Origin of the sequence: Micromonospora sp. NPDC093244, from assembly GCF_040683695.1 — a bacterium.
Taxonomy (GTDB): domain Bacteria; phylum Actinomycetota; class Actinomycetes; order Mycobacteriales; family Micromonosporaceae; genus Micromonospora.
Window position 1 is genome coordinate 970,140 of record NZ_JBFBEO010000001.1, and the last position, 18,637, is coordinate 988,776.

Annotated in this window: 12 protein-coding genes; 8 read left to right on the forward strand and 4 right to left on the reverse strand. The window is 71.3% G+C overall.

Annotation, left to right across the window (positions count from 1 at the left end; genetic code table 11):
* Positions 1 to 81 precede the first annotated feature (81 nt).
* Positions 82 to 2,427 (reverse strand): non-reducing end alpha-L-arabinofuranosidase family hydrolase, encoded by a 2,346-nt coding sequence (locus AB0N27_RS04410; RefSeq protein WP_364366059.1) that lies wholly within the window; start codon positions 2,425 to 2,427, stop codon positions 82 to 84.
* A gap of 737 nt (positions 2,428 to 3,164) precedes the next feature.
* On the opposite strand from AB0N27_RS04410, the gene AB0N27_RS04415 reads away from it, so the two are divergent.
* Entirely contained in the window at positions 3,165 to 6,350 is a 3,186-nt protein-coding gene (locus tag AB0N27_RS04415; RefSeq protein WP_364362989.1) for a penicillin acylase family protein, read from the forward strand.
* 155 nt (positions 6,351 to 6,505) lie between these two features.
* On the opposite strand, the gene AB0N27_RS04420 is transcribed toward AB0N27_RS04415, so the two are convergent.
* The 3 genes from AB0N27_RS04420 to AB0N27_RS04430 form a co-directional block, all read right to left on the reverse strand.
* Positions 6,506 to 8,008 (reverse strand): FAD-dependent monooxygenase, encoded by a 1,503-nt coding sequence (locus AB0N27_RS04420; protein WP_364362991.1) that lies wholly within the window; start codon positions 8,006 to 8,008, stop codon positions 6,506 to 6,508.
* Positions 8,009 to 8,124: 116 nt separating this feature from the next.
* Positions 8,125 to 8,742 (reverse strand): TetR family transcriptional regulator, encoded by a 618-nt coding sequence (locus tag AB0N27_RS04425; RefSeq protein ID WP_364362994.1) that lies wholly within the window; start codon positions 8,740 to 8,742, stop codon positions 8,125 to 8,127.
* Positions 8,743 to 8,869: 127 nt separating this feature from the next.
* Positions 8,870 to 9,697 carry an SAM-dependent methyltransferase gene (locus AB0N27_RS04430; RefSeq protein ID WP_364362996.1) on the reverse strand — a complete coding sequence of 276 codons (828 nt, stop codon included), beginning with the start codon at positions 9,695 to 9,697 and terminating at the stop codon, positions 8,870 to 8,872.
* Between the two features lie 280 nt (positions 9,698 to 9,977).
* Between AB0N27_RS04430 and AB0N27_RS04435 the strand changes: the two genes are divergently transcribed.
* From AB0N27_RS04435 to AB0N27_RS04465, 7 genes are all read left to right on the forward strand, one after another.
* Positions 9,978 to 11,180, forward strand: a complete 1,203-nt coding sequence (locus tag AB0N27_RS04435) for a low temperature requirement protein A (RefSeq protein WP_364362998.1) — start codon at positions 9,978 to 9,980, stop codon at positions 11,178 to 11,180.
* Positions 11,181 to 11,321: 141 nt separating this feature from the next.
* On the forward strand, positions 11,322 to 12,029 hold the full coding sequence (locus AB0N27_RS04440; RefSeq protein WP_364363000.1) for a ThuA domain-containing protein: 708 nt from the start codon (positions 11,322 to 11,324) through the stop codon (positions 12,027 to 12,029).
* Positions 12,002 to 13,102, forward strand: a complete 1,101-nt coding sequence (locus AB0N27_RS04445; RefSeq protein WP_364363002.1) for a Gfo/Idh/MocA family oxidoreductase — start codon at positions 12,002 to 12,004, stop codon at positions 13,100 to 13,102. The genes AB0N27_RS04440 and AB0N27_RS04445 overlap by 28 nt, the downstream gene beginning before the upstream one ends.
* 100 nt (positions 13,103 to 13,202) lie before the next feature.
* Positions 13,203 to 13,388 (forward strand): hypothetical protein, encoded by a 186-nt coding sequence (locus AB0N27_RS04450; RefSeq protein ID WP_364363004.1) that lies wholly within the window; start codon positions 13,203 to 13,205, stop codon positions 13,386 to 13,388.
* A 143-nt stretch (positions 13,389 to 13,531) separates the two neighbouring features.
* Positions 13,532 to 14,860: an MFS transporter gene (locus tag AB0N27_RS04455; RefSeq protein WP_364363006.1), complete on the forward strand. Its 1,329-nt coding sequence runs from the start codon at positions 13,532 to 13,534 to the stop codon at positions 14,858 to 14,860.
* Entirely contained in the window at positions 14,857 to 15,108 is a 252-nt protein-coding gene (locus AB0N27_RS04460; RefSeq protein ID WP_364363008.1) for an MbtH family protein, read from the forward strand. The genes AB0N27_RS04455 and AB0N27_RS04460 overlap by 4 nt, the downstream gene beginning before the upstream one ends.
* A 1-nt stretch (position 15,109) precedes the next feature.
* Positions 15,110 to 18,628, forward strand: a complete 3,519-nt coding sequence (locus AB0N27_RS04465; RefSeq protein ID WP_364363010.1) for an amino acid adenylation domain-containing protein — start codon at positions 15,110 to 15,112, stop codon at positions 18,626 to 18,628.
* Positions 18,629 to 18,637 lie beyond the last annotated feature (9 nt).

Here is an 18,637-nt window from a genome sequence, read left to right on the forward strand (position 1 = left end):
TCGTACCTCCTGGTGGTGGATGGATACGGGGCGGGCGGACTCGGTCTGCGCGAGCCCGCCCGCCCCGGCGGTTTCCGATCGTCAGCGTTGCAGCGTCAACAGGCCCGGCCGGTACGGCAGGAGCCCGTAGTCGCCACCGGAGCTGGGGGAACGGCCCTGGTAGAGCAGTTGCAGGTTGCAGGCGTCGACGGTCATGGTCTGGTCAGCGTTGGTCCGCAGCAACTCACCGTGGCTGATGTCGTTGGTCCAGGTGGCACCGCTGTTGGCCTTGCCCGCGAACGGGTTGCTCTCGGACGTGGCCTGGGGCGTCCACGTGCCACCCAGGCTGCTGGCGGTGAACGAGCGGAAGTAGCGCCCGTTCGAGCCGATCGCTTCGACGATCATGAGGTACTTGTTCAGGCCCTGGAGCTTGTAGACCTGCACGGCCTCGAAGAGGTTGTTCGTCGAGTCGGTCATGATCGTCGTGTAGTTGGAGCCGAAGCTGCCCGGGAAGTTTCCGATCGGCATGCTCGCCCGGTAGATCCGACCGTTGTCACCGGCGAAGAACAGGTACATGTTCTGGTCGTCACCGATGATCGCCTGGTCGATGGGGCCGGTCGAGGAGTTGGAGATGCTGCCGGTGAACAGCGTCTGTGCCGATGACCATCCGTTCGGGTTGGTCGGGTCGCTGGAGGTCCGGTACGAGAAGGCCGTGCCGCCCCACTGGTAGGCCAGAACCCAGATGTTGCGCGGGGCGAAGTAGAACAGCGACGGCGCGACGGTTGCCGAATTCATCGCGTTCTGGCTGGCCGAGCCCATCTGCGAGTAGTTGCTGAAGAGGCCGAAGTTCATCGAGCCCCACGTGGTGCCGGTGTCGTGCGTGGTGGCGTAGACGAGCTGCTGACCGTTGTACGGCGCGACTGTGAAGTCCTTCAGCGACACCCATCCCGACCTCGGCTGGGCCAGCGCGCCGGTCGACGACCACCGGTACGACGAGGGCAGGTCACACGCGCCGCTGGTCGGCGGCGGCGTGGTCGGCGTCGGGGTGGGCGTCTGGGTGCCACCGCCGAGGGAGGCCAGCCGGAACTGCTGGTTGCTCTGTCCGTTGCAGTCGTAGAGCTGGATCTGTGCGCCGTTGGTGGTGCTCCAGACGTCCAGGCAGCGGCCGGACTGGACGTTGCTGATGGTGCCGTTGGAGTTGACGTTCCACTGCTGGTTGGTCTGACTGTGGCAGCTGTAGATCTGTACCGCCGCGCCGTTGCCGGTGCCTGCCGCGTCGAGGCACATGGTCCCGTACACCTGGAGTTGTTTGCCGGACGTGTAGGTCCAGGCCTGGTTGCTCTGCTTGTTGCAGTCGTAGAGCTGCACACGGGTGCCGTTTGTGGTCGAGGCGTTGGGCACGTCGACACACCTGCCGGACTGCGTGCCGACGATCTCACTTGCCGAGCCGGGCGGGACGGTGGGCGTCGGACCCGGCGTGGTGGGCGTGGGGGTGGTGCCGGGGCCGGCGCTGTTCAGCGCCTCCAGGGTCGCCGTGTAGGCGGCCTTCTTGTTGCCGCTGCAGTCGAAGAGCAGCGGCGTGCCGCCGGAGCGCCACGAGTCGCAGTCCCGTACCCCCCAGACGGTGAGCCCGTTGCAGCGAGCCACGGCGAGGCAGTCGTTGACCACGCTGCGGTACGTGTTGGCCTGGGTCGTGCCGGAGCCCTCGATGTCCAGCTCGGTGATCTGCACGTCCACCCCGAGGGCGGCGAAGCTGGACAGCGTCGTGCGGTAGTTGCTGTTGTACGGCGAGTTGGCGTTGAAGTGCGACTGGAATCCGACGCAGTCGATCGGCACGCCTCGGGACTTGAAGTCCCGCACCATGTTGTAGACGGCCTGGGTCTTGGCCCAGGTCCAGTTGTCGGTGTTGTAGTCGTTGTAGCAGAGCTTCGCGTCCGGGTCCGCAGTCCGCGCGGCACGGAACGCCGCCTCGATCCAGTCGTTGCCGGTGCGCTGGAGGTTCGAGTTACGACGGGCGCCGCTGTTGCCGTCCTCGAACGCCTCGTTCACCACGTCCCACGAGTAGATCTTGCCCTTGTAGTAGCCGGCCACCCGGTTGATGTGGTTCAGCATGGCGTTGCGCAGCGCGGTGCCCTCCATGCTCTCCATCCAGCCTGGCTGCTGCGAGTACCAGGCCAGGGTGTGGCCGCGGACCTTCCACCCCCGGGAGAGGGCGTGGTTCACGATCCGGTCCGCGTTGCCGAAGGTGAAGTTGTTCTGCTGCGGCTCGGTCGCGTCGATCTTCATCTCGTTCTCGGGCGTCACGGCGTTGAACTCGCGGTTCAGGATCGTCGTGTAGGCGCTGTCGCTGAGCTTGTTGGCGGCGACGGCGGCGCCGAAGTACCTGCCGGACTGGGCCGCGGCGGCGCCGAGGGTCGTCTCGGCGGCCTGGGCGAGGTTGGGCAGCAGCGACACCACAAGGGCCGCAACTATCGCCGCTGTTCCGGAAATAATGAGTGTTCGTAGTCGGGTACGCCCCGTCGAGCGGGTCCGGGAAACCATGCTGATCCTCCAGTGGTGGATGGGAAGTGGCGTCGCTGACCGAGAGGGGTGGATCCCGCACGGATGGCAGCGACCACAGTGCTGAGTCCGCCCGACCGGACCACGGACCCACCTCGGCTGCCCTCCCGGAGACGAGTCGTCCCAGGGTGCCTGACCAGCAGATCGAGATGGCGATGAGTGGGCCGGGTCGCTCGTCGGGGGGCGGGTGCGGGCGGGGCTCTCCAGGTGGTGGACGTGGTCACCTGGTGGTGAATGGACCTGATGGTCGGGGGTGGGGCGCCTCCAGGAGCCAGATGATCTTGTTAGCGTTCACACTCATCGATGGCCCTAGGTTCGCAGAAAATTCCGGGCCTTTCAACCGGTAGTTTCGGCTGTGTTACAGGCAGGAAGGTTGGCGATCCCGAGGTTCGGGGGTCAGCCACGACATCGCCCCCCGCCCCGCGCCGGAAGGTGGCGAAACGTCGGCATTGGCGACTGGTGAACGACGGCTATCCCGGACGGCGGCAGTGCGTCGATCATTGCCCGGAGATAGATATGAGTCATTCTCACCTCCGGGTGGAACGCCCGGGCGCGGAGGGCGAGACGTCGGCACCGGTAGCCGGGCGTACCGAACGGCCCGACTCCGCGTCCCCCGGAGGATCGCCATGCCCCGTCCCGCTCTCCGTGCCCGGCTCGCGGCGCTCACCGCCGCAGCCCTGACCGCGAGCGTCCTGACCGTCACCCCGCCGTCACCGGCGCTGGCCGCCAGCACGTTCGCCGCAAACGACTACTGCCTCGGCCAGTGCTCCGACATCCTGCCCCCCGGGCAGAACGGCAACGCCACTCTCGTCGACATCCTGGCGCACCAGGCGCTCGGCACCCGCCCGGCGCACTCCAGCGACCAGCTCGACGAGTACGCGAACCTCGTCTACAACTACGCCGGGCTGACCGACGAACAGATCGCGCACTTCTACAACGACGCCTCGTTCGGCGTACCCGCCGCGCAGGTGGAGAGCACCGTCTCGCCGCGCGCGGACGTCACGATCGTGCGGGACAAGGCCACCGGAGTCCCGCACATCACCGGCACCACCCGCGCCGGCACCATGTTCGGCGCCGGCTACGCCGGTGCCCAGGACCGGCTCTGGGTGATGGACCTGCTGCGGCACGTCGGCCGGGGCAACGTCACCTCGTTCGCCGGTGGCGCCCCCGGAAACCGGGAACTGGAGCAGAGCGTCTGGGCCAACTCGCCCTACACCGAGGCGGACCTCCAGGCCCAGGTGGACGCGCTGCGCACCAAGGGCGCGCGGGGTCAGCAGCTCTACACCGACGTGGTCGACTACATCGCCGGCATCAACGCCTACATCGACAAGTCGATCGCCGACGACAACTACCCGGGCGAGTACGTGCTCGCCGGCGCCGGCAAGCCGAAGCACTTCACCATGACCGACCTGATCGCCACCGCCGGTGTCGTCGGCGGGCTCTTCGGCGGAGGCGGCGGCAGCGAGATCCAGTCCGCGCTGGTCCGGGTGGCCGCCCGCGCCAAGTACGGCGCCACCGAGGGCGACCGGGTGTGGGCGGCGTTCCGGTCGCAGAACGACCCGGAGACCGTGCTCACCCTGCACGACGGGCAGAGCTTCCCGTACGGTGCGACGCCGCCCGGCGCGACGAGCGCGGTGCTGCCCGACGCCGGCTCGGTGGTCGCCGAGCCGCTCGCGTACGACCAGACCGGCGGCGCCGCCGCCCGCACCGGCACCAGCACCACCACCGAGGGGCTGATCGGCGGGCTGTCCAACCTGCGCGCGCACGGCATGTCCAACGCCGTGGTGGTCTCCGGACGGCACACCACCACAGGCAATCCGGTAGCCGTGTTCGGCCCGCAGACCGGCTACTTCGCCCCGCAACTGCTGATGCTCCAGGAGTTGCAGGGGCCGGGGATCAGCGCACGCGGCGCCGCGTTCGCCGGGCTGAACCTCTACGTGCTGCTCGGTCGGGGACAGGACTACGCGTGGAGCGCGACCTCGGCCTCCCAGGACCTCACCGACACGTACGCGGTGCCGCTGTGCACCACCGACGGCAGCGCGCCGACGCTGCGGTCCAACCGCTACCTCTACCACGGGCAGTGCCTCGCCATGGAGGCGCTGGAGCAGCGCAACTCCTGGTCGCCGACGATCGCCGACTCCACCCCGGCCGGCTCGTACACCCTGCGCGCGCTGCGCACCAAGTACGGGCTGGTCTCCTACCGGGGCCTGGTGAACGGGCAGCCGACCGCGTTCACCAAGCTCCGCTCGACCTACCGGCACGAGGCCGACTCGGCGATCGGCTTCCAGGCCTTCAACGACCCGACGGCGATGGGCAGCGCGGCGGCGTTCCAGGCGTCCGCGGCGAGCGTCGGCTACGCGTTCAACTGGTTCTACGTCAACTCGACCGAGGCGGCGTACTACAACTCCGGCTCCAACCCGGTCCGGTCGTCGACGACCGACCCGAACCTGCCCGCGAAGGCCGAACCGGCGTACGAGTGGGTCGGCTGGAACCCGGACACCAACGACGCCACGTACGCCCCGCCGTCGGCGCACCCGCAGTCGGTGAACCAGGACTACTACGTGAGCTGGAACAACAAGCAGGCGCGGGACTTCGGGGCGGCGGACGGCAACTTCAGCTTCGGCTCCGTACACAGGGGTCAGTTGCTCGACGGCCCGGTGCGCGCCGCGATCGCCCAGCGCAAGCTCGGCCGCGCCGACCTCGTCAAGATCATGGCGGACGCGGCGGTGACCGACCTGCGCGGTCAGCAGGTCCTCGGCGACCTGCTGCGGGTGCTGGACAGCGCGCCTGTCACCGACCCGGCGCTGGCCGACGCGATCGGCAAGCTGCGGGCCTGGCAGCAGGCCGGCTCCCGGCGGGTGGAGACCGCACCCGGGTCGAAGGTCTACCAGCACGCCGACGCCATCCGGATCTTCGACGCGTGGTGGCCGCTGCTGGCCTCGGCGGAGTTCCGCCCCGGCCTCGGGCCGGACCTCTACGGCGCGCTCGTCGACGCCATCGAGGTGAACGAGGCGCCGTCGGGCGGCCAGAACGGCGGGCGTGACGGCGCGGTGAGCTGGGCGCCCCAGGGCCAGGCCCACAAGGGATCGTCGTTCCAGTACGGCTGGTGGGGCTACGTCGACAAGGACCTGCGTACCGTGCTCGGCGACCCCGTCGCCGGTGGACCGGGCCGCGCCTACTGCGGCAACGGCAACCTCGGCGCGTGCCGGCAGTCGCTTACCGACACGCTCGGCCAGGCCGCCGCCGTGCCGGCGACCACCGTCTACCCGGGCGACAAGTCCTGCGGGGCAGGCGACCAGTGGTGCGCCGACTCGATCGCCCAGTCCGGCCTCGGCGGCATCACCCACCCCCTGATCGCCTGGCAGAACCGCCCCACCTACCAGCAGGTCGTCTCGTTCCCGGCACGCCGGGGCGACGCCGTCACCAACCTGGCCCAGGGACGCCCGGCGAGCGCGTCGAGCACCCAGTTCCTGACCAGCTACACGCCGGACAAGGCGGTCGACGGCAGCCTCGGCAGCCGGTGGGCCAGCAGCTACAACGACAACCAGTGGCTCCGGGTCGACCTCGGCGCGGCCCGCACGGTGAGTCGGGCGGTGCTGCGCTGGGAATCCGCGTACGCCACGTCGTACCGGATCGAGGTCTCCGGCGACGGCAACTCCTGGACGCCTGTGTTCACCACCACCGCCGGCAACGGCGGCGTCGACAACGCCACCTTCGCGCCGGTCAGCGCCCGCTACGTGCGGGTGTACGGGGTCAAGCGGGCAACCTCGTACGGGTTCTCGCTCTACGAGTTCGAGCTGTACGGACGGTGACCTCAACCCCAGGGGCCGGCGGGAACACCCGTCGGCCCCTGCGCGGCGGGACGGGCTCGGTCGCATCGCCTCAGCGCCGCGAATCCGTTCGCGTCAGCGCCGCACCGAGTCGGCGAGATGGGCCTGGTAGCGCGGGCAGGTCGCCATGTCCTCGGTCACTGTGGAAGGCCGAAGTGGCGGGTGAGGGACGCGCGCAGCGTCTCGGTGTCGCCAGCCGACCAGGCGACGAAGCAGTCGGGGCGTACCAGCATCGCTGTCGCGGTGGTGCCCTCCAGCGATCCGGTGACCACGTCGACGCGGTCCCGCCAGGGCGCGGCCGCCTCGGCGTAGGGGCCTGTGGAGTCCAGCAGCAGCAGCGGACGGGCGGCGCGGGTCAGTTCGGCGAGACGGACCTTGCCGCTTTCGCCGTGCACGACCACGTCGGGCGCGTAGCGGCCGGCCAGCGGGTCGGCGGGGTCGGCGGGGTAGCGGACGTCCGCGCCCGACATCAGCGCCGCGATGTGCCCGGTCACCTCCGGGATGCGCAACAGTTCGGCGAAGAGTTCCCGCAGGCCGGTGATCTCGTCGCCGGGGCCGATGAGCGCCGACTGCGCCTGGGTGGACATGACCACCCGTTCGGCGACGGGGCGGCGCTCGGTCTCGTACGTGTCGAGCAGGTCCTGCGGTGCCCGGCCGCGCACCGTGGCGGCGAGCTTCCAACCCAGGTTGGCGGCGTCCTGCAGGCCCAGGTTGAGGCCGGGGCCGCCGATCGCGGGGTGCACGTGCGCGGCGTCGCCGACCAGCAGCACGCGGTCCGCCCGGTAGCGGGTGGCGATGCGGGTGTTGCCGGCGGTCAGCCGCCGCAGCAGTCCGGGGCCGTCGGGCGGACCGAGAGGGATGTCGGTGCCGAGTACCCGGGCGACGCTGGCCCGTAGCTCCGCCAGGGTCATCGGGGCCTCGTCGCCCGTCGGCGCGTCGGGCCACTCCGTCGTGCTCAGGATCGCCGGGCGACCGGGGAAGGGAGCCCAGGCGATCAGGCCGCGCGGGGTGCGGGTGTGCTGGAACGGCGGGACGACGCCGTAGTCGGGGGCGCGCAGGCCGCCGGTCCCGGGATCGAGAAAAGACGGGGGGACGGTCACCGTGGCGGTACGGGAGACCGACCGGTCGTTGGTGACGCCGGGAAAGTCGATGCCGGCGAGGCGGCGCACCGCGCTGTGGCCGCCGTCGGCGCCGACGAGGAAACGGGACGTGAGCCGCGTACCGTCGGCCAGTCGGACCTCGACCGCGTCGGGGCGTTGGGCAAGGTCGACGACCTCGTGGCCGCGACGCAGGTCGACTCCGAGCTCGACGGCCCGGGCGGCCAGGGCTGCCTCGAGCTGGGCCTGTGGCACCCCGAGCGCGTAGTGCGGGTTCTCCGTGAGCACCGTGAGGTCCAGCGGGAACGCCCCGAAGACGAAGGCGGGCTGGGGGAGCGGCGGGGTGCTCTCGCCGGTGAGCCGTGTGTAGAGGCCGCGTCGGTCGAGCAGGCGGACGACCTGGCCGACGAGGCCGTTGGCGCGGGGCTCGCCGGTGGGTGCGGCGTGGCGTTCGAGGACGACCGGGTGTACGCCGCCGAGGGCGAGTTCGCAGGCGAGCATGAGGCCGTTGGGGCCGGCCCCGACGATGAGGACATCAATCATGATCGTGATCCTTTTCGGACGTGCGTCATCGCCACGGCGGGCGGCGGCGCGCGGCCGGCCCGCCGCGGGGTGTACGCGGCTGAGGATGCGGGTGCTGTCGGCGTCGAGTGCGTGCTTCAGCGGCGCGGCGGCGGAAGGCCGGCGGCGACCTGGGCGAAGGCGTCGGTGATGAGGCGCTCGATCGGGGTGGGCGGGTCGGCGTCGAGGTAGTGCTGCATGGCCACGGTGACGGCGGCGCTGGCGGCGGCCGCGACGAGTCGCGGATACATGTCGGTGGCGAGGTCGGTGCCGGTGCGGTCGGCGACCGCGGCGGCGAGTTCGGCCTCGGCCGTCGCGACGGCGCGCAGTCGCTCGCCCTGTAGCGCGGGCTCGGCGAGCATGGTGCGGATGCCTGCCGCCCACTGGGCGTGCCCGGGAGACGGCATCGCCTCGACCTCGGGGCCGGGCGTGAACTGCTCCAGCGCGGCCCGGGTGAGCGCCGCCCAGAGCGGCTCGTCGGCGGGGCGTTCGCGCAGCGCGGCAGCGGTGCGCAGGCTGCGGTCCAGGTGGCGGGAGGCGATCGCCTCGGCCTTGCTGGAGAAGTAGTTGTTGAAGGTACGCGGGGAGACGCCGGCCGCCTCGGCGATGTCCTCCACGCGGACGTTGTCGTAGCCGCGCTCGACGGTGAGGTGGATCGCGGCCCAGCCGAGCGCCGCCCGCGTCTCGGCCTTCTTGCGCTCCCGCAACCCCGTCATGCCACCACGCTAGCACCTATTGCGTAGCACGCAAAGATGCGTGCCACGCAAAATGTCGAGCGGCGGGCGGGCCGGCGGGAGGGCCGGCGGGGCGGTCCCCGCCGACGGCCTCACCGCAGGGCGGGGCCTACGGTTTGCGGGCGAGGAGCCCGACGAAGGTGTGGTAGGTGTCGGTCTGGGTCGGGGCGGGCGCACCCGGCTCCGGACGCCACTCGGCCAGCGGCACCAGGCCCGGCTCCAGCAGCGTCAGCCCGTCGGCGAAGGAGGCGATCTCCTCGTCCGTACGCCAGCGACCGGTGCCCAGCGACTCGTTGAAGACCCGCTCGACCTCGCGGGCCTTGCGGGAGCCCTCCGGGTCCCGCTCGCCCGGGTCGCGGAAGTGCGAAATCGCCACGTAGCTGCCAGAGGGCAGCGCGTCGATCAACTCTGCCGCCACCGCCCGCGGATCCTCGTCGTCTCCGAGGTGGTGCAGGATCGCGAAGAGCAGCAGCCCGACCGGCCGCTCGAAGTCGAGGAACCGACGTACGTCCGGGTGGTTGAGGATCTCCTGTGGTGCCCGGATGTCCGCCTGGATCACCGTCGCGGTGCCCTCCGCGGCGAGCAGGGCGCGCCCGTGGCTCAGGACGATGGGATCGTTGTCCACGTACACGACCTGGGCCTTCGGGTTGTGCTCGGTGGCGACCTCGTGCACGTTGCCCTGGGTGGGCAGCCCCGATCCGATGTCGAGGAACTGGTCGATGCCCGCCTCGGTGACGAGGAAGCGAATCACCCGACGCAGGAAGGCGCGGTTCGCCTGGCCGGCCGCCGGCCCGTCAGGTGTGATCCGCAGGGCGTGTTCGGCGACCCTTCGATCGGACTCGAAGTTGTCCTTGCCGCCCAGGAAGAAGTCGTAGACCCGGGCCACGCTGGGAATACTGGGGTCGATGCCGGGGGGTGCCGCCTTGTCACCGGTCACAGGCGTCTCCATTCGATGCGGGTCAGCGCCCGCCGAAGCTGCGGGCGGTGCCGGGGTTGCGGCGAGTGTAGCGACAGGGAGGGATGGATTTCGGCCCCGACTGGTACCGCTCCCAAGGGATCGCCCGTGACCAGGCCATGTCGTCACGCGACACGCCGGAGAGGCGGCGGTCGATGTGCCGACGGTCCGGGCCCTTCCGGAGACCGTCGTATCGACTCGACGTCCCCGCCGGCCGTGGTACCAATACCCGAGTAGACGAGACCGGCAGAATCGGGCGGCCATGTCGACAAGGGCAGCGGCGCTGCTTCGTAAACCGGGGCAACCGCAGCGACCGAGTCTCCTCGAACTCTTCTTCGATCTGGTGTTCGTCTTCGCCCTCAACCGGGTCTCGCACCGGCTGGTCGAGGACCTGACCGAGCGGCGGATGGTCCCCAGCGAAGTCGGCGAATCGCTGCTGTTGCTGCTGGCCTTCATGGTTCTGTGGTTCGTCACGGCCTGGGTCACCGACATCTACGATCCGCGGAGGCCGCAACTCCAGTTGCTTGTCTACGCGGCGATGCTCGGCGCGACGATGATGGCGGTCGCGGTGCCGCAGGCGTTCGGTGACCGGGCCCTTGCCTTCGCTGGCGCGTATGTTGCCGTCCACATCGTCCGTGGGCTGGTCATCGTGCCGTGGCTGCGCGGCCACGAAGCCCAGCGCCGAGCGGCAGGGGTGCTTTTCTGGTTCTCGATATCCGCCGTGCCCTGGATCGCCGGAGCGATCGTGGTGGATCCGGTACGCGGGTGGTTGTGGACGCTCGCGATCGGCATCGACTGCGTGGCGCTTCTGCTGTTCTATCCCGCGCCGTGGACCCGGCCCATCCGACGTCAATGGCCCGTCCTGGCCGAGTACCTTTCCGAGCGCTACCGGCAGTTCTTCATCATCGCGCTCGGCGAGCTGATTCTGACGACGGGTTCGGCGTACAGCGACACCTCCTTCGGCCAGGGTGGGGCCGCGGCCGCGTTCGCGGTGTCATTTGTCACGACCATCCTGCTGTTCCGGGTCTACCTTTTCCGGGCGGGCCAGTTGTTGCCCGCCGCGATCCGGGTATCCGGTGAACCCGCCCGTCTCATCCGGGAGGCCTTTCTGGCTCACGTGCTCATGGTGGTCGGCATCGTGGCCGTCGCCGTCGGATACGAGATCGTGATCGATCACCCGTTCGGCGACACCGACACCGGGTGGATTCTCGTCGTCCTCGGCGGACCGACGCTGTTCCTGATCGGCCGGTCCCTGGTCGAGCACGCCGTGTTCAACAGGGTGTCCCGCTCCCGGATCATCGGCGCACTGGCGCTCGTCGGCGCCGCGCCCGTCATGACCCTCCTGCCCCCACTGGCCGCCGCCGTCACCGCCGTCGTCGTCCTCGCCGGCATCGCTACCTCCGACACGATCCGTGCCCACGGAAAGCCACCCGAACGGCCGTACCCACCCTGGTTGGAGCACTGAGAACGCGTCGATCCTGGCCCCCGGTGGTTCCGGCGGCAACGACGAGTACGGTTTTCGATGCTCGACGAGCACAGGCATCGGCGGTCCGTCGCCGGGCGGGAGCGGCCAGCCCACCGACGGCGGACGGGGGAGGGAGCGAGCATGACGCAGCGGAGAGCACTAGTGGTTCGAGGCGGGTGGGAGGGGCACCGGCCGGTCGAGGCGACAGACCTGTTCATCCCGTTCCTCGAGGGCAACGGCTACACGGTACGCGTCGAGGGGTCGACCGAGATCTACGCCGATGCCGCCGAGATGGCGGACACCGACCTCGTCGTGCAGTGCGTGACGATGTCGCAGATCACCCCGGAGCAGGTGGCGGGCCTCAGCGCGGCCGTCGCCGCCGGAACGGGCTTCACCGGCTGGCACGGCGGCATCGTCGACTCGTTCCGCGCGTCGTCGGACTACCTGCACCTGGTGGGCGGCCAGTTCGCCACCCACCCGGGCAAGGAGCCGTGCGAGCGGCACGGTGGGGCCGAGGACAACTTCCTGCCGCACACGGTGGCCATCACGGACCTCGGTCGCGAGCACCCCGTCACCACCGGCGTCGAGGACTTCGACCTGGTCACCGAGCAGTACTGGGTGTTGCACGACGACCTGATCGACGTCCTGGCCACCACGACCCACCCGACGCGGGCCTGGCATCCGTGGCAGCGGCCGGTCACGTCCCCGGCGATCTGGACCCGGCTGTGGGGTGCCGGGCGCATCGTCGTGACCACCCCGGGGCACAGCCTCGACGTGCTGGAGCACCCGAGCGTCCGTACCGTCATCGAGAGGGGCATGGTGTGGGCGACCCGCATCGCGTCGGCGTAGTAGGTCTCGGGGTCATCTCCCGCGCGTACCTGGACACGCTCGCGAACCACCCCGCGGTGTCCATCGCCGCGGTGGCCGACCTCGACGCCTCCCGGTCGGCAGCTGTCGCCGCCATGATTCCCGGCGCCGAGGCGCTGAGCGTGCCGCGCCTGCTCGACAGACCGGACGTGCAGACCGTCCTCAACCTCACGATCCCCGCGGCGCACGCCGAGATCTCGCTCGGCGCGATCGACGCCGGCAAGAACGTGTACGTCGAGAAGCCGCTCGCCGTGACGTTCCAGGACGGCGGAACCATCATCAGCCGGGCCGCGTCGGCAGGCGTCCGCGTCGGGTGCGCTCCGGACACCGTTCTGGGTACGGGCACGCAGACCGCGCGGGCGGCGATCGACGACGGGCTCATCGGGCGGCCGTTGTCCGCGTCGGCAGTCATGGTCACGCCGGGGCACGAACGCTGGCACCCCCAGCCCGACTTCTACTACGCCCCGGGCGGCGGCCCGTTGCTGGACATGGGGCCGTACTACATCTCGGCGCTCGTGCACCTGCTCGGGCCGGTCCGGGCGGTCGTCGGGGCCGCCAGCCGGCTACGCGCCGAGCGCGTCATCGGCTCGGGCCCCCGCACCGGCCAGCGGATCCCCGTGCAGGTGGACAGCCACGTGACAGGTGTGCTCGAACACGCCGACGGCGCTCTCTCCACCATCACGACGAGCTTCGACGGCGTCGCGACGAGCGCCGCGCCGATCGAGGTGCACGGCGAGACCGGCACCCTCGCCGTACCCGATCCGAACGTCTTCGACGGTGAGGTCCGCCTGTTCGCGCTCGGCGGCGGCGAATGGCGGGTCCTCGAACCGCTGGCCGGGTACGTCGGGGCTTCCCGGGGCGTCGGTCTGATCGACCTCGTCCGGGCCGACGGTGAGCGTCCGCCGCGCGCCGGTGGCGACCTCGCGCTGCACGTCCTCGACACGATGACCGCCCTGCTGCGCTCGGCAGCCGAAGGGCGACGGATCGAGCTGACGACTGTGGTACGACGGCCCGCGCCCGTCCCGCTCACCCCTGTCGAGGACTGGACGGCATAGGCAGCCGGCGGCGGGGCCGCTCTGACCGCACGATCCAGAGTTCGTCAAGTCGGGCGCCGCGCTCGCGTCGGCCGAGGGCGACCATCCCCGGGCGGCCCGGATGGTCGCCGTCGCGGACGACGCGTTCACGGCGTTGGGTCAGGTGCCCGATCCCGACGACGCGGCAGACCTGGCCGCCGTACGGGCGGCCGCGGTCGAGGCGCTCGGTCCGGCCGGCTTCGCCGAGGAGTACGCGCAGGGTCAGCGTCTCGACCCGCGTACGGCGTTCGACGACGGGGACCACTGACCCGGCACTGATCCACGAATGCGAATGATCAACGGGTACGGACATTGACCGTTGTCATACACGTCGTTAGCCTCGGGGAAGCGATCATGTCGGGCGGGTGAACGTTGTCAGCCCGGCAGTGACTTCGGGGGGCTGGCCCGTTCATGCGCAGATTCAGCATCATCTGGGCAGGGCAGCTCGTCACGTTGATCGGAAACTCGGTCCTCCGGTTCGCCTTCGTGGTGCAAGCCTGGACGTCCGGCCAGCGGGCCACAGCCGTCGTGCTCCTCTCGGTCCTCGCGGTGGTGCCGCAGGTGCTGCTGAGTCCCACGGCGGGGGCGCTTGTCGACCGGCTGCGCAAGCGGACGGCGCTGCAACTCGCGGACATCGGTGGGCTGGCGGTCGTGGGCGCGCTGGCGGCCCTGCACTTCTCCGGGCACCTTCAGCTCTGGCAGATCTACGTGGCCGTCGCGCTCCTCGGCGCCGCCGCCGCCTTCCAGTACCCGGCGCTCTTCTCGGCGATCCCCCTGCTGGTCGCCAAGGACCAGCTGCAACGCGCCAACGGTCTGCTGGGGACGGCCCGCAGCACGGCGGAGATCTGCGGACCCGCCCTGGCCGGGGTGCTTGTCGCCACCTCCGGGCTCGGGACGATCCTCCTGGTGGACCTGCTCAGCTTCGTCCTCGCCCTGCTCACCATCCAGGCGGCCGGCCTGCACGAACAGCCCCGCGACGGCGCCACAGTCGAGGCTCGCCGCAGGCTCGGCGCCGAGTCGCTTGACGGCCTGCGATACCTGTTCGTACGGCCCAGCCTGCGTGGCCTCGTGATCGTCATCTTCGTGGTCAACCTGGTGATGGTCTTCGGGTACGCGATCGTGCAGCCGATGATCCTGGCCCGCACCGGCAACGACGCGTCCGCGCTGGCGAGCGTCATGGCGAGCATCGGCGTCGGCGGGATCCTCGGTGGCCTGCTGATGGGTGTGTGGGGCGGCCCGAAGGCACGGATCCGGGGCATGCTGCTGGGCGTGGTCGGCATGTGCCTGACCTCCCAGGTTCTGGTGGCCGCGTCCCGCGACGTCCCCGCCTGGTGCGCGGCCATCCTGGTCGGGGCACTGCTCATGCCGATCGTGAACGGCACCATGCAGGCGATCATCCAGACCAAGGTGCCCCCGCAGCGGCAGGGCCGCGTCTTCGGTGCGGTGATGTTCGTGTCCCAGATCTCCGCGCCGCTGGCCATGGTCTGCTCCGGCCTGGTCGCCGACCGGGTCTTCGAGCCGCAGGCCGCCGCGGGCACCGGGCTGGTCGGCCTGCTCCAGCCGGTCGTCGGGAGCGGCCCCGGCAGCGGAATGGCGACGATGCTGCTGATCGCCGGCGGGTGCGGGATGGCTGTCGCGGTGTGGGGGATGACCAACCGCCAGGTACGCGACATCGACGTGATCCTTCCCGACTGGGACGGCGTTGCCGAGCAGAAGGAAGAGAGGAAGGTGCCGACATGACGAGCAATCCGTTCGAGGACGAGAACGGCGAGTACCTGGTGCTGGTCAACGACGAGAACCAACATTCACTGTGGCCTGCCGACATCGACGTGCCGGCCGGATGGCGGACCGTTCACGGGGCGGCCGGCCGGGCGGACTGCCTGTCCTATGTCGAGACCCACTGGTCGGACATCCGCCCGGCGAGCCTTCTGGGGGACCGCTCCGGAGCCGACCCGGTCTCGTCGGATACCGCGTCCACGGGCTCCTGAGGTGGACGCCCACTGCGTACACGAGGTCTTCGAGCAGCAGGTCGCCCGTACCCCTGATGCGACAGCGTTGGTGTACGGCTCGGAACGGGTGACCTATGCCGGCCTGGACGCCCGGGCGGACCGCCTGGCCCGGTGTCTCGCCGATGCCGGCGCGCGGCCCGGCGCGGTGGTCGGGGTGCACCTTGAGCGCGGCGTCGACCTGGTGGTCGCGGTCCTCGCGGTGTTGAAGGCCGGGGCCGGATACCTGGTGCTCGACCCCGCCTTTCCACCGTACCGGCTGCGCGGCATGGCGGAGGATGCCGGCGTCGCCCTGGTGGTCGCCGCCACCGACGCGGCCGTGCGGCGGCTCGGGAACGGGGCGCGGTTCGTCGGCGTCGACGCGGACCAGGGACGGAAGCTGCCCCGGGGCGCCGGTCGGGCCCGGCCCGGAGACGTCGCGTGCGTCATGTTCACCTCCGGCTCGACCGACAGGCCCAAGGGCGTCGCGGCGCCGCACCTGGCGATCGTCGGCACCCTGACCGGGCAGGAGGACCTGCCGGCCGCGCCCGACGCGGTGTGGCTGCAGTGCGCGCCGGTCTCCTGGGACGCCTGCGTGCTGGAACTGTGGGGCGCGCTGCTGCACGGCGGCACCTGCGTGCTGTACCCGGGGCGCCGCGTGGACCCGGTGGTGTTGGCCCGCCTGGCCGGCGAGCACGGCGTCACCACGATGTACCTGTCCAGCAGCCTGTTCAACGTGGTGGTGGACGAGTACCCGGCCGCGCTCGACGGCGTCCGCGACCTGCTGGTGGGCGGCGAGGCGCTGTCGCCGGCGCACGTCGGCCGGGCCCTGGACCGCTTCCCCGGGCTGCGGCTGCGCAACGGGTACGGACCGGTCGAGGCGATGATCTTCGTGACCACCCATCAGGTGATCCGGGCCGAGGCGGAGGGCGCCTCGGTGCCGATCGGCCGGCCACTTGCCGCGAAAGACGCGTACGTGCTGGACGAGCGGCTGCGTGTGGTGCCCGACGGCGAGGTCGGTGAGCTGTACGCCGCCGGGGCCGGCCTGGCCGACGGTTACCTCGGCCGTGCCGGGCTGACCGCCGACCGGTTCGTCGCCAACCCGTTCGGCGGGCCCGGTGAACGGATGTACCGCACCGGGGACCTCGTGGTCCGCCGGGGCGCGGACGGTCCGCTGGACTTCGTGGGACGCGCCGACGCCCAGGTCAAGATCCGGGGCTTCCGCGTCGAACCGGCCGAGATCGAGGCGGTGCTGACCAGGCATCCGGCTGTGGAACGGGCCGCCGTCGCGGCCACCGACGACAGGCACGGCGAGCGGCAGCTGGTGGCGTACGTGGTGCCGGCAGAGGGGTGCGAACGCCCGCCCGGGCACGACGACCTGCGGACCCACGTGGCCGGGATGCTGCCCGAGTTCATGGTGCCGGCGGTGGTCGTCGCGGTGGACGCGTTGCCGCTCACCGCGAACGGCAAGCTCGACCGCGCGGCCCTGCCGGCGCACCCGCCGCTCGGGGCGGACGAGTCCGGGGCGTCGCGCCCGCCGGGCACCGACGCCGAGAAGGCGCTGTGCGAACTCTTCGCCGAGGTGCTCGGCGTACCGTCGGTGGGGGTCGACGACGACTTCTTCGACCTGGGCGGTGACTCGCTGCGGGTGGCGCGACTGCTGAGCCGCATCCACACCGTGCTGGGCGCCGAGATCGGCGTACGGGCGATGTTCGAGGCGCCAACCGTGGCCGCGGTGGCACGGCGCCTGGACGAGATCCGCGGCTCCGCGACGGAGCAGCAGCCGCCGTCGACAGGGACCGGGAACGCCGGGCGCGGTACGCCTCTGTCGTTCGCCCAGCGGCGGCTCTGGTTCCTCGACCAGGTCGACGCGGGAATCGCGTACAACATGCCGATCCTCGTCCGGCTCCGTGGCGAGGTCGACACCGCCGCCCTGGGGGTCGCGCTCCAGGATCTCATCGACAGGCACGAGGCGCTGCGGACGGTGTTCACAGTCGACGACGGCGAACCCGGGCAGCGGGTGCTGCCGGCGGGGCGGGCGCGGCTCGACGTCGCGGTGGTCCGGGTCGCCGACGACGCCGAACTCGCCGAGCGGGTCGCGTCTGCCGCCCGGTACCGGTTCCGGTTGAGCGCCGAGCTTCCGATCCGGGCCGTGGTGTTCACAGTCGACGACGACCAGCCCGGAGCGGCGCTGCTGCTGGTGATGCACCAGATCGCCGCGGACGGCTGGTCGCTGGCGCCGCTGCTGCACGACCTGTCCGGCGCGTACGCGGCCCGCCGGGTCGGCGCGCCGCCCGCGCTGCCGGCGCCCGAACGGCACGCCGTGGGCCTCGACCAGCGGGCGCGGATCGGCGACCCGGCCGACCCGGGCAGCGTGGCCGCCCGGCAGCTCGCCCACTGGCGCTCGGTCCTTGCCGGCCTGCCGGGCGGGCTGGCCCTGCCCCGGCTCGCCGACCGGCCGGCCGCCCCCGGCCCTCGGGCGGAGACCGCGGTACGGCAGGTGGACCCGGCCGTGCACGCCCAGCTCGTCGAGCTGGGCCGGCGGCATCGGGCCACGCTGTTCATGGTGCTGCACACGGCGCTGGCCGTCGTGCTGAGGCGGGCCGGCGCGGGCGACGACATCGCGGTCGGCGCGCCGATCGCCGGACGGACCGTCGCCCCGACCGACGCGGTCGGGTTCTTCGTGAACATGCTGGCGCTGCGAACGGACCTGTCCGGCGACCCGACGCTCGCCGAGCTGCTGGTTCGGGTCCGGGAGGTCGACGTCGCGGCGTTCGCCCACCAGGACGTGCCGTTCGAACAGGTGGTGGCGGACCTCAACCCGCCGCGGTCGCCCGGTCGGCACCCGCTGGTGGATGTCGTGCTGGCGCTGCAGAACAACGCGCGCAGCAGTCTCGCCCTGACCGGCGTACGGAGCGGGGTGGAGGTCATCCGCACCGGCGCGGCACGGTTCGAGCTGCTGGTGGACGTGACCGACGACTACGGGCCGGACCGTACGCCGGCCGGGATCGCGGTGACTGTCGAGTACCAGGCTGAGATCTTCGGCCGGCCCGTGATGGAGTGGCTGGCGGACGCCCTGCTGCGGGTGCTCGACACGATGGCCGGGGCGCCGTGGACCCGGCTCACCGACCTCGACGCCCGGCTGGCCCTGCCGGCGGGCGCGGACGCGGCGGTTCCGCCGCCCCGGCAGCCGTCCGGCCGGCCGGTCCACGTCGCGCCGCGTACCGAGTTGGAACGGCGGCTGGCGGCGCTCTGGGCCGACGCGCTCGGCGTCGAGCGGGTCGGGGCGCACGACAACTTCTTCGCCCTGGGCGGGAACTCGCTGCGGGCGGTGCGTGTCGCCGCGCGGATCGCCACAGGGGAACGGCTGCCGGCGACCGCGAGCCACATCTTCGCCGCCCCGACCGTCGCCGAGCTGGCCCGGGCGTTGACCGACGCCCCGACGGTCGCCACGACCCCGATTCCCCGCCTGCCCCGCATCCCACGGGTCCGCTCCGGTCGGACCTACCACGGTGAGGAGTGACCGACGCCC